The 12,394-nt window shown below is 48.6% G+C and carries 10 protein-coding genes; 3 read left to right on the plus strand and 7 right to left on the minus strand.

From position 1 onward, the window contains the following. Positions 1 to 419: 419 nt before the first annotated feature. Positions 420 to 1,925 carry a glycine betaine/L-proline transporter ProP gene (gene proP / locus ACP3TC_RS20480; protein ID WP_313855033.1) on the plus strand — a complete coding sequence of 502 codons (1,506 nt, stop codon included), beginning with the start codon at positions 420 to 422 and terminating at the stop codon, positions 1,923 to 1,925. Positions 1,926 to 1,974: 49 nt separating this feature from the next. Here proP and ACP3TC_RS20485 read toward each other — a convergent pair whose 3' ends face one another. The 7 genes from ACP3TC_RS20485 to ACP3TC_RS20515 all read right to left on the minus strand — a co-directional run bounded on the left by ACP3TC_RS20485 (position 1,975) and on the right by ACP3TC_RS20515 (position 9,485). Continuing rightward, entirely contained in the window at positions 1,975 to 2,709 is a 735-nt protein-coding gene (locus ACP3TC_RS20485) for an EAL domain-containing protein (protein WP_426817139.1), read from the minus strand. Between the two features lie 21 nt (positions 2,710 to 2,730). Beyond that, the gene (locus tag ACP3TC_RS20490) at positions 2,731 to 3,408 is read right to left on the minus strand and encodes a molecular chaperone (protein WP_313855030.1); all 678 of its coding nucleotides are present in this window, start codon (positions 3,406 to 3,408) and stop codon (positions 2,731 to 2,733) included. 1 nt (position 3,409) lies between these two features. Then, on the minus strand, positions 3,410 to 5,008 hold the full coding sequence (locus ACP3TC_RS20495; protein ID WP_390902560.1) for a fimbrial protein: 1,599 nt from the start codon (positions 5,006 to 5,008) through the stop codon (positions 3,410 to 3,412). Between the two features lie 4 nt (positions 5,009 to 5,012). Further along, the gene (locus tag ACP3TC_RS20500) at positions 5,013 to 7,505 is read right to left on the minus strand and encodes a TcfC E-set like domain-containing protein (RefSeq protein ID WP_313855027.1); all 2,493 of its coding nucleotides are present in this window, start codon (positions 7,503 to 7,505) and stop codon (positions 5,013 to 5,015) included. A 17-nt stretch (positions 7,506 to 7,522) separates the two neighbouring features. Beyond that, positions 7,523 to 8,200 carry a hypothetical protein gene (locus ACP3TC_RS20505; protein ID WP_390902488.1) on the minus strand — a complete coding sequence of 226 codons (678 nt, stop codon included), beginning with the start codon at positions 8,198 to 8,200 and terminating at the stop codon, positions 7,523 to 7,525. Positions 8,201 to 8,269: 69 nt separating this feature from the next. After that, positions 8,270 to 8,890, minus strand: coding sequence for a common pilus major fimbrillin subunit EcpA (gene ecpA, locus ACP3TC_RS20510; protein ID WP_426817140.1), 621 nt, complete (start codon positions 8,888 to 8,890; stop codon positions 8,270 to 8,272). A 49-nt stretch (positions 8,891 to 8,939) separates the two neighbouring features. Then, the gene (locus ACP3TC_RS20515; RefSeq protein WP_313855023.1) at positions 8,940 to 9,485 is read right to left on the minus strand and encodes a hypothetical protein; all 546 of its coding nucleotides are present in this window, start codon (positions 9,483 to 9,485) and stop codon (positions 8,940 to 8,942) included. Between the two features lie 685 nt (positions 9,486 to 10,170). Here ACP3TC_RS20515 and ACP3TC_RS20520 point away from each other — a divergent pair. Further along, positions 10,171 to 11,202: a LacI family DNA-binding transcriptional regulator gene (locus ACP3TC_RS20520; protein WP_426817141.1), complete on the plus strand. Its 1,032-nt coding sequence runs from the start codon at positions 10,171 to 10,173 to the stop codon at positions 11,200 to 11,202. 269 nt (positions 11,203 to 11,471) lie between these two features. After that, entirely contained in the window at positions 11,472 to 12,392 is a 921-nt protein-coding gene (locus tag ACP3TC_RS20525) for a TIM barrel protein (RefSeq protein WP_426817142.1), read from the plus strand. Positions 12,393 to 12,394 lie beyond the last annotated feature (2 nt).

A 12,394-nucleotide genomic window follows, 5' to 3' on the forward strand; every position in this document is an offset into this window, starting at 1 on the left:
ACGATTAGCCCTGAGTGAACTCATGAGGTCATTCAGGGCTGAGGCTGCGCGTAAATCCACTGTAAACCGATAAATTCCGCCTAAAAAACCAGCAAACGATTATTCTGCGCAAGAATTTTCTTATCCCATCACCCTGCTGCCAAAGCGCATGATTACGCTATTAATCACAACATTAACTGACAATTCGCTCAGATTCGCCACAGATAAACTGACCGAAAATTACATATAGCGCTATTCAGACGATATACTGTAATCCGGAGAGTACCGATTTCCTCAGGAAATAGTTTTTCCCGGTACTTCTTTGGCATGGCTACCAAATGGCCATTATAAGAATTTATCCTGGCCCTGGACGGCCTGTTCAGTCAGTGCATACCGGTCAGTGAAAATTTTCATTTTTGGGTAAATACAGGGCATTTTATATGAAGCTACGTAGGAAGCGTGTAAAGCCAATTGCGCTGAATGATGTCACCATCATTGATGATGCAAGATTACGTAAGGCAATCACCGCAGCGTCACTCGGTAACGCTATGGAGTGGTTCGATTTCGGGGTTTACGGCTTCGTTGCCTATGCACTCGGTAAGGTCTTCTTCCCTGGTGCCGATCCTGGCGTACAGATGATTGCAGCGCTGGCAACCTTCTCAGTACCGTTTTTAATCCGTCCACTGGGCGGCCTGTTCTTTGGCGCACTCGGTGATAAATACGGCCGCCAGAAAATCCTCTCAATTACCATCATCATCATGTCGATCAGTACCTTTGCCATCGGCCTGATACCCTCCTATGCCAGCATCGGCATCTGGGCGCCAGTGCTGCTGCTGCTGGCAAAAATGGCACAGGGCTTCTCGGTAGGTGGCGAGTACACCGGCGCGTCTATCTTTGTTGCGGAATACTCTCCTGACCGTAAGCGTGGCTTTATGGGCAGCTGGCTGGACTTCGGTTCGATTGCCGGTTTCGTCCTCGGTGCCGGCGTGGTGGTACTGATTTCCGCGATTATTGGCGAAGAGAAGTTCCTTGACTGGGGCTGGCGTATTCCGTTCTTCCTCGCACTGCCGCTCGGTATTATTGGCCTTTACCTGCGCCATGCGCTGGAAGAGACGCCAGCATTCCAGCAGCACGTTGAGAAACTGGAACAGGGCGATCGTGACGGCCTGCGTGAAGGTCCGAAAGTCTCCTTCAAAGAGATCGCAACCAAGCACTGGAGAAGTTTGCTGGCCTGTATCGGTCTGGTGATTGCCACCAACGTGACCTACTACATGCTGCTGACTTACATGCCAAGCTACCTGTCACACAACCTGCACTACTCGGAAGATCATGGCGTATTAATTATTATCGCCATCATGATCGGCATGCTGTTTGTGCAGCCGGTAATGGGCCTGTTGAGTGACCGCTTTGGTCGTCGTCCGTTTGTGATTATCGGCAGTATCGCACTGATGGCGTTCGCGGTTCCGTGCTTTATGATGATTAACAGTGGCGTGCTTGGCCTGATCTTCGCTGGTCTGTTGATTCTGGCAGTGATTCTTAACTCGTTTACCGGGGTAATGGCTTCCACTCTGCCAGCGATGTTCCCGACGCATATTCGCTACAGTGCGCTGGCCAGTGCCTTTAACATCTCGGTATTAATCGCTGGTCTTACGCCAACACTGGCCGCCTGGTTAGTCGAAAGCACCGGCGATCTGTATATGCCGGCTTACTACCTGATGGTAGTGGCAGTTGTCGGTTTGATTACCGGTATCATGATGAAAGAGACGGCCAATAAGCCACTGCGTGGCGCGACTCCGGCCGCATCCGACCTGGCTGAAGCGAAAGAAATTTTGCAGGAACATCACGATAACATCGAACAGAAAATCGAAGATATCAACGATGAGATTGAACAGCTGGAGCAGAAGCGTAAGCATCTGATTAACCAGCATCCAAATATTAACGAGTAAACGAGTAATCGTTCTATCCCCTCAGGCCACTGAGGGGATATTTTTCACTTTAATGCCGGGTCATACGGCTGCCAAAAGCGCTCAGCACCTCGGCAAAACTAAGCGGTTTGCCAAAACAGAATCCCTGCATGAGCGAAAGATTAATCCGCCTCAGCTCTTCGGCCACCGCCAGCGTTTCCACCCCTTCAGCCACTACCTGCATGCCCAGTTCATGTGCCAAATCAGTGAGATGCTGGATAACCGCTTTTGGCCGTGCCTGCTGCGCATTTAATATCAGTGACTTATCAAGCTTGATCACGCTGAAATTAAATCTCAGTAAGGTGATAAACGATAAATAGCCGTTGCCAAAATCATCCAGCGCCAGCATCACGCCCATACCGTTAAGTTTTTCCAGCAGCTGAGAAATGGCGCGATCTGCGGCAATGTCCTGCGCTTCATTCAGCTCAATCATGATCCGGCCCTGATAGCCGCAAGATAGAAAATCCTGGCAGCAGGAAATCACTCGCTGATCGGCATTATTAATATTGATGTTGAAACTCAGGTAGTCAACGACAGCAAAGAAGTCGGCATGCGCCCGCACCATCATTTTGACTTTATGCATCATTTCAGCGAAATGCAGCATTTCGCGATCCACATCATTATGCAGATTAAAATCTGCCGCCGGGCTGCACCATTTTCCTGCGCGCCGCCAGCGCGCCAGCACTTCAAAAGCGACAATCTTTCTGGCTGAGTAATCGATAATGGGCTGGAAAAAAGGCGTCAGCACCTCATCCTCTTTCATCATGACGTCCGCAAAAAAACTTCATCAGAAACACCCCTTGCCAAGACGCATATACTTTTTCAGCCCGACAATGAACTTCTTGTTAATGTCTTTCAGTTTATGGCTGCTGAAATGCTCACCCGGCAATAAATTGATGCGGGTGGCACTGTTGTCGTTGGCTTCACAGCCTTTATGGATCAGCACGGTAAAATAGGTATTGCCGTTATTCATCAGCACGCCTTTCTGCTCATCAAGATGCCAGGACAAATTTATTTTGCGCGGCCTGACTATCAGGATTGTGCTCATGCTGATAACCGGCTGTGGCAGAAATGCCTGCTTCGCATCAGGTTTATGCACCAGGTTGAGCGGGGTTTCGGAATAGCTGATGCGGTAATAACGCTCCCGATCGTCCTGCGGGCCTTTGTAGTAAATCTTGAAAAACTCGCTCTGATTTTTCTCAAGAAAAAACTTCAGCGGCGCGTAAAGCAGCTCTCCCTGTTGCAGCGGCGAGGCATTCTCGCCGCCCACGCCCGGCTTATCGATCCTTACCGCCGAAACGTTATACAGCTTTGACGAACCGGTATTATTCAGTACCCGCCGCGCAATAAAGTTCTGATCGGCATCCATATCGTAAATAATCGAATCAAACCAGGCGGCCTGACTAACGGACGATGCGCTGATCCCAGAGATAAATTGCAGCAATAACAGTAATTTCTTGATCATCTTAATTCGCCGTTACGCCTATCCAGGTAGCGGTGACTTTGATCTCGCCGGATGCTGAAACCGTGCCTTCCCAGTCATCGCCGCTAACGGTTTTAAACGAGCGATTCACACTCATCGGGAATAGCAGCTTTAGATCGGTACTGTAGTAGTAACCATCGTCTTTGGACGCATCCCATGCGGTTTCCGTCCACTGCGCGTCATTCAGACTGATCGGTTCTTCACTGCAACTGTTACTTTTTCTTACCCGGGTTCCGCTGGCCGAAGTATAAGAGAGGCGGGCAGGAACCGGCACGGACACGCTGTTGTCAGCGGAAGTGAACAGACAATATGGAATGCTGTCGAGGATGACGCTACTTCCCGTCACCTGCGCAGTGATCGCATCGGCCTGCTGCGGTCCGGAAACCGTCACCCGATAATCAAGCTCAATATCGTCGCCGCCAATAGTGCCGGTTCCGCTTGGTGAGATTTCGCCGTCGCTGGCAACAATGCTGATGCCATACTCTTTTGGCGTGATCACTATCGCACTGGAGGGAGTGAACTCATAGAAGCCGGACTCAGGAACCGCTGAGTTACTGAAGGAGAATGTGAAAGGTTGCGTAGAGGTACTGATGTTGGTACCGGCATTAACAATCGCTCGCAGAAAGTTATTCGACATAAATATGTAGACATATTCACCCGAAGTGGTGAATACATTGCTGTAAGCAGTAGACTGACTGAAGTTATACCAGTTGGTACCGTTACCGCTGTATCTGACCATAGCCGCCGTTGGGGTAAAACCCAGTACGCTGTTGTCAATTTGCATCCTGAAGGTTACACCAGTGCCAAGTGCCGCCGACTGCCTAAGACTATAGGAAACCATCTGGCAGGTTACGCCGCTGACATTGTTCACCACCGCAACACTGCAATAATTTGAACCACTGTTGATACTTGGCGTGCCGTCGCTGGCAATAAACAGCTCCGCCAGCGCATTTGTGCTGACCAGCGTCAAATGGCCCAGTTTATTCAGGATAAAATTGCGATAGCGCCAGGTGGCGTTAGCCACATCCTTGCAGCGTACCCCCGCAGCGTAATCATAGTTAACGGCGGTGGTGCAATAATTCAGTACCAGAGTCTCGCTGCCACCTACGCTCATCGCTTTAAAATACTCATAGGCAGAGGAGGACAATGTTGCGAAAGCATAGGATCCGTTGTTAACGCTGTTACCGCTCAGGGCATGATAGATGCCATTGGCATCAGTAACATCAGCCGGGATGTTACTGCCAGACGGGCAGGTTGAGCCGTTATTCATGCAGCGTAGACCCCTAAACGGCGTTTGGATTGGCGAATCGTTAAACCATATATCTTTGTACTGGTTTGAATCAGCCCAGCTGGTACCGATATAGCCCAAACTACGTTGGTTGGAATTATACTTCACCCAAACGTTAGCACCGCTAAAACGTGGATCGGTCGTCCTCGGCGTAATGAAATATTCATTATCAATATCATTTTCAATAAACAGAAAATTGTTGGTCACGGCGCTGGCTGAAGTGGCCGTCGCGGCCGTCACCTGCTGCGCCCAACATGCTGCGATAAAAGAGACAATCAGCGTAATTTTTTTCATCAGATTAACGACTCGCCGTAACTTGCTGTGGAACACAATTAACATCACCAACCCATATCGCCCCTTTGGCCTTATCCAGTTGCAGATCGGCTTCACAACGCGCTCCGCTGCTGTCAGTCAGCGTCAGCACCGGGTAGTGGGTATCAATATCCATCGAGAACTCCCCTTCCTCATTGGTGCGGGTGCGGCCAATGTGGTTGTGGATATCCTGGTTGGCGGCAATGGCACCGGACGGGTATTTAACCCGGCCAAAAACCGTCACCATTTTCTTAATGGTCGGCTGAATAACCCCGACATTGCCGGGATAAAGTGTCACGCTACTCTGACGACCATCGACAATGTCAAAGCTGTCCTCTGAGTTTTTATCGTTCATAAACTCAATGTGATAACGCGCATAAGGCGGTAGCGAGATATAGCTGCCCTTACCCGACACCCTGACGGTTTTGCCATTGATTTTCGCCGCCAGATCGCCGTCATCTTTTAAGCCAGTCTTGATCATCACGCCGGCGCGCTGCTTCTCATGGCTAAAGCCCACACCACCACCACTCCAGGCAACCGATCCCATTGAAGAGAAGTTGACGTTAGTCGAGGCGTCTGAGGAGCGATTTACCGACACCGTGCCGGAGTTATACGGCGAGATATAGTTGGTAAAGCCACTAATGGCATAGTTATCAGCATGAGAGTTACCGCCATCAAGACGTTTAGATACCGATGCGCCCACCGAGCGAATCAGTCCGTCATTAAATTGTTTTCTGGCGGTCAGATTAGCGCTTTTACTGCCATTTTCACTGGAGATGCCCGCACTCAGCCATTTGCCGAGCGGCAGAGAGAAATCCAGCGAAATATATTTCTCCGTCAGGTCGCTATTGGCATTATTGGTATAGTTATAACGCTGCACACCGGCGCGTAAACCAATGGTGCCGTAGCGGGTAGACGCCAGATTAGTGGAATAATCAAAAGTGGTGTATTCATTGCCAGTGTGGCGATTATTGGTGCGGCTGAGAGTGATTAAGCCGGCACGGTTGACCAGTTGATTGAGATTCAGCGTTGCCCCTGCTGCCAGATAATCCGTCTCTTCAACCGGCAATCCCTGCTGAATACTGCTCTTATCACGACTGATCCACAGCGAGCCATAACCGGCCGGGATTTGCAGGTTAACCGTACTGACGTTACGCCACGAACGATTATTTGACACCATTACGCGGCTGTTCAGGCTCACCTGCTCACTGATGGCAAGATTCGCTTCGGTTTCACTGACGCCATTCTGGTCAAAACCGTACAGGCTCGACTTCATCGCCAGCCCCGACAGCAGCGGAAAGTTTATCGCCCCTGCAACACCCGCCAGCCAGGTTGTCTGCTGGCCATAATCGCGCGAGTAATTCCGCCGGTAGTCGATTTTATTGTATTGCAGACTGCCGCCAAAAAATTGCCAGGCCAGTTGATTCATTTCGGCAGAAGAACGAGAAAAAGCCTTATTGATCATTGCACTACGACTGCTCACCATACGGCCATTTACCACCACTTCCAGCACAACCGGATAAACGCCGTACGGCAGACGTGAAGTATCGATCTCATAACTTCCCATTGAGAAGTTTTGAATACTCAGCAGCTTGCCATCACGCAGTACATGGACTTCACCTGCCGCCGGTAAGAACACCGTAATCGGCGTCAACGACAACGTATTGTTCTCAATTTTGGTGCTGGCTTTATTGCCATAGCTGGCGCCGTAAATTTTTCCGGAGTTAAGCGTATCGAGGCTGGTGATCGATTGCAGATTCCAGGTATCGACCATCCCGGCAGCAAAGCGCCTGCCTGCGTAATCGCGTTCGTACATCGCCCGATACCATTTGCCGGACAGATCGGACGAGCCGCCACCGTATAGCGAACCATTCAGATTAAAATGATGCTCACCTTTGGACGTGGTGTTATCCAGCGTCACATAAGTTCTGGAACTGGATGTCGCGCGGTACTGGTTGTAATAGCTACCAATGGCATAGGTCAGAACCGAACTCAATCCGGTGACATCTGCCTCACCCAGCAGCGAGCTTCTCGGCTTCATCACTGCCGTAAGGGCTTTTTGTGAAACATCCAGAACCAGTTGAAATGATTTAATGTCGAGGTTTAATACCGCGTCTGACGAAAAAGCGATTTTATTATCCGCATCGAAATGGGTATCTTTCATTGCTTTGACGATATTTTTCGTTTCGATGGCAAGTTCGGTATTGTCTTTCAGTTCAACAAGTTCGATCTCTTTCACAAAAAGGCCTTGTTTATCGACAGACACAATAGCATCAGCAATTTTTTGCTGGCCTGGTGCATCCTGGCTATCAACAAACTTTAAATAGACCGGGACTTTCATGCCCTGAGAGAGCGCACGGGAAAAAGCCTTAGGAATAATATAATCACCCAGGGTATTAAAAGTCTGTTCTTTGGCCATCGCCGGACTGATTGCCGCCGCCATAAGCCAGGCCGCAGCACTCATTTTAGAGGCACGCATAATTAAACCTTTAATTATTATTTAATACTGATAAAAGTTTTTCCGCGCCAGATACCCACATGGCTTTTCGCCGAACTGAGATTTACATAGTTCAGTTTTTTCGACATACCAGGCATTACATAATATCGCTCTCTGCAGCTGTCCTGGTCTTCCATCTTTTTCAGACACTCACCATGCGCAATAATCCGAAATGACGTATTACCTTCATTGGTGACCGAACCATTCTTAAAGCTGTATTTGAAATTCTCTTTGCGTGGCGCCACGACCAGAATAGTGCCGATTTCAGCTGAAGTTGTCGCCACACCGTATTTACTGGCAGTGTTGCGGCTATTATCAGCCAGTGGTTCATCAAGCCACTGCAGACGATAGTAACGTTCCTTATTATCTTCAGGCCCTTTATAGATTAAACGAAAAACATCTTTTGCCTGACCTGGCAACACCAGACTGGCCGGTGTAGATAATAACTCCCCTTTTGACTCCATCGGGATCTCAACACCGCCGGGCAAAGGAGAGGAAATACGCACCACGTTTAACTGAATATAACGTGCGGTATTATTAGTATTGGTAATTTCTTTAGCATGAATATGCTCACCGGGATGCATAATAGAGGTAATCTCACCCACATCAATGGCGTTAACCGCGGGAAGCATCAGCATCAGCGAAGAAAATAAAAGTCCGACCGTAATTTTATGCATTTTCTCTGACTTTAAAAATGGGGCTTTAAAAGCCCCAACTGACTAATAATTGGCTTAGTTATTTAAACTTTAGGCACCAACTTGTACTGAAGAAGACTCACTGCTTGAGCTCTCATCTACCGTCCAGGTCGCGGTAAACTGAACTTTAACGTCACCACTCCAGAAACCGTCATTCAGCTGAGCAAAGGTGGTCGTCGTGCTGCCATCTGAAGTGGCAGAATCAATGCTAAAAGTGAAATTACCCTGTGCGCTGGTACGATCTGCACTGGCATAAGCATTGTTACTAATCAGACTCGCCAGCCCACTGGTCAGGTTGTTACCGTGGTTAACCAGATCGGTGGCTGCGGTGGAAGACAGCGCAGTGCCGTTCCACGCTACGCCAACATCAAGAGTGGATGCACCGCTGCCGGTAAGCGTATTGCTAAGTACCTGTGCGGCCAGTTTAAAATCGGTAGCTCCACTCTGTCCCTGAATAGTGACATCGAACGCACCATTTTGAGTATTAAAGCGCTGCATGCCTTCGGCATACTGGAAGGTGATTGAATCAAGCGGAGTGACTACCAGAGTACTGGTAGTATCTTTAGTGGCGGTTGCTGTCCAGGTTGCAGTAGCAGTTGCGGTAACGTCAGCTAAAGTATTAACGCTGTACAAACCGGCAGATAAAGCAGCTATCAGAGCAATTTTTTTCATTTTATAAATTCCCAGGTAAATATTAAAAGAACACTAATGGTATTGAGGGTTAAATTAATGCAAAAATACTCGGCACTTTCAGTTTCGTCAGTAATGCATTCCTTCTGCTATAGAGTGACTTCCGATTCATCTTGATAATATTGGCAATGGAGGTGATATCCCGCCCTCTGAGTAATTCCCGCAACAGGAAATACTCTTCGTTATTTAACGACTCGAGATTTTCCCGACAGCCATACGAAACAGGACTCGCAGGTTCGACGGCATTTATAATCTCATCGCGAATAGTATCAACATGACTGTTCAGCATTACCGTGGTGCTTTTAAAAACGTGCCCGTACTTGCGCTCGTAGTAATTAGCAATCGGCAACGTATGCTCGTCTGCCAGAAAGACAATACAATCCCTGGACAGATCTTTGCTGAACAATCCTTTTTCGTTAATTACAATTTCCCGCGTGTTACCTACGTTAAAATCCACAACAATAATAAAGTTATTGTTGGTGACTAAACTGGACTCGCTGATCAAAAACTTTATCGAAGATTCAAATAATTTATTTGCAGGCCAGAGCCACAAAACTTTCTCTCTCGCTTTGTTCACCCATAGCCTTCCTTATAAAAGTAGAACCCCTGGCATTAAAAGACAAAAAAGGCCAATCACTGATGAAATACAATGAACCATCCGGTTCGTGTGTGAAAATTATACGGAGCCGGAACAAATATCGTCAACCCCCGAAATCATTTCCGATTAATCATAAGTTAAATGCATATATAGTCACAAAGCCATATAAATCCGCCACACACAAAATAATTCACTTAAAAACCGCCAATCACACAATTTTTGTGCTGAGGCCAAACTGCGGTTTAACTCACGTTTAGGAAGGGGATCGGCTGAGTTCCGGGAATATTTACGCTTTCTTAAGAAAATTCTTGGGATAATTCGGTAATATTATTCACATTTGGAAATATCATTTCTTAATTATTCATCAATATTAATGCTGCTAATGTTTTTTGGTGAAGAAAATTAACAATAATTGTTAAGAACTTTGCCGGTTATTAAAATATTTATAAAATAAACCTGGAGTTATTAACATTCACCGATCCGCTCTCGCTGACATTCTTTGCGCCAGATCATCTTATCGTGACTTTTTTAGCGTAAAGGCGAAAAAACTCGGCACGTTGCCACTCTCTCAGGCAGATTAACCAGCCGTACTGCCGTTTTTTTCAGGCTATACATTCTGTTACGTGATAAATTTCTGTCAGGTGGACAGCAAAGTTGATGAAAGATGAGAAATCCAACAATAAAGGATATTGCGCAACAGGCGGGCGTGGGTGTGGCTACCGTGGATCGGGTGCTAAACCGCCGTGCGCCGGTACGTCAGGAAACTGAAGCAAAAGTGATGGCCGCAGCCACTCTCTTAGGCTATCGCTTTCCACAAGGCCTGCCTGATACATCCCATGCTTTCAGAACTGGCACCAGCATTAAAATGGGGTTTATCCTGCTGCCAGAAGATTACTCTTTCTATTATCCATTTTCTCAGCAGCTGAGGCAGCAAGCCGCGCCCTGGCACCAGGACGATGATCGGCCAGAATTTCATTTTCATGCCATCGATGCCATTGAAGCGACCGCTGCACGCATCCGCGAACTGGCGACCCGAGTCAATGTTATTGGGCTGGTCGCGCTGGATAATCCGCTGATCCGCCATGCGGTTGAGGAAGTAACTCGCCGGGGAGTCAAAGTCTTTGCGCTGTTATCCGACCTTTCACCCTGTGGCCACACGGGCTATATCGGGCTGGATAATCGCAAGGCGGGCCGAACTGCCGCCTGGGCGGTGGAGAGGCTTCAGCGCAAAAACGGTAAAATTGGCATTATCATCGGCGACCATCAGTTTCTCTGTCAGGAAACCTGTGAAATCAGCTTCCGTTCCTATTTGCGCGAGCGCATGGCTGGCCACCAGATTCTCGAACCGGTTAAAAGCCATGAAAGTATTGCCGGTGGCTATCAGGCTGCAATGCAACTGTTACAACAGCATCCCGATTTATCGGTCATCTATGCGCCCTGTGGTGGTGTTGAAGGGGTGATTCGCGCAACCGCAGAGCATGGCAGGCGGGAAACGTTGACGCTGATTTCTCACGGACCTTTTGCTGACAGCGATCTGGCGCTTATCAATGGTACGGTTGACCTGATTATCGGCCATCGGCTGGCCGAGCTCTCCAGCACGGTGATCGATGCGTTCAGACAAGCAGTGCTGGATAACAACAGCGGTTTTATCAATCACACCTGCCCTTTCGAACTGCTTACCGCCGAAAACTGCTAGTTCTGCTGCTACAGCCTCGGGCATTTACCGCTTGCTGTAGCACCTTTCACCGCCCGTATTCCGCATCACATTCACCTTGACTGCGCTTCTGAATGATAGATTTCTATCATTTAAAACTATCATAAATAGTTTGATCGCTATCAAAAAACAAAGATTCCATCATTGATGGTTTTGGAATATCTATTTAATACTCTCGCTAACGATCGACAGCGATCGGCGATCGATCGCTATCTCCGGATCCTTTAACCCTGTCAGTAACGGAAATAACTATGACCCTACATATTGCTAATGCCCCGTGCAGTTGGGGAGTCGATGACCCTAATAATCCTTTTTTACCGCCGTGGGAAAAAGTTATGCAGGAGGCAGCACAGGCAGGTTATCGCAGTATTGAATTAGGTCCGTGGCGCTATTTGCCAACCGACAGCCAACAGCTCACCACGGCGCTGAATCAACACGGTTTATCGCTGGTTGCAGGCACCCTCTTTGATGACCTGGTCAGCGAAGCCAATGTCGACAATATGATCGCGCTGACGCATAACATCTGTCGAATCCTGTCCGAAGTGCCGACTGCTGAGAAAACTCACGGAGATAACGCGCCAGCGCCGTATCTGGTGATTATCGATTTTGGTGATGCCAATCGCGCCAGGCTGGCTGGCCAGTATGATAAAGCGCCACGTCTGAGCGCGGCTGACTGGCAACGCATGATGCAGCACATCATCACGCTCAGCGATATCGCCCGGCAGTACGGCGTGCGCCCGGTAATTCATCCTCATGCCGGTGGCAATATCGAATTTGCCGATGAACTGGAAAAACTGGTGGCGGATATTCCGCACTCTGTCGCCGGGCTGTGCCTCGATACCGGGCACCTGTACTACGCCGGTATGGATCCTTTGATCTGGCTGGAAAAATACTTCTCACGCATCGACTATCTGCACTTTAAAGATGTTAACCCGCAGATATTTGCATCGGGCCTGAAACGCGAGCTGGACTTCTTCAGCGCTTGTGCAGAGGGCGTGATGTGCCCACTGGGCCAGGGTGCGATTGATTATCCGGCGATACGCGCTTTCCTTGCCGAACGCGATTACCAGGGCTGGATCACCATCGAACAGGAGCGCGATCCTCGTAACGTCGGGAGCAGCCTGCGCGATGTCACTGCCAGCCTGAACTATCTGCATTCCGTCGGCTTCTGACA

This window comes from Winslowiella sp. 2C04 (assembly GCF_050037805.1).
In the GTDB taxonomy this organism is placed as follows: domain Bacteria; phylum Pseudomonadota; class Gammaproteobacteria; order Enterobacterales; family Enterobacteriaceae; genus Erwinia; species Erwinia toletana_A.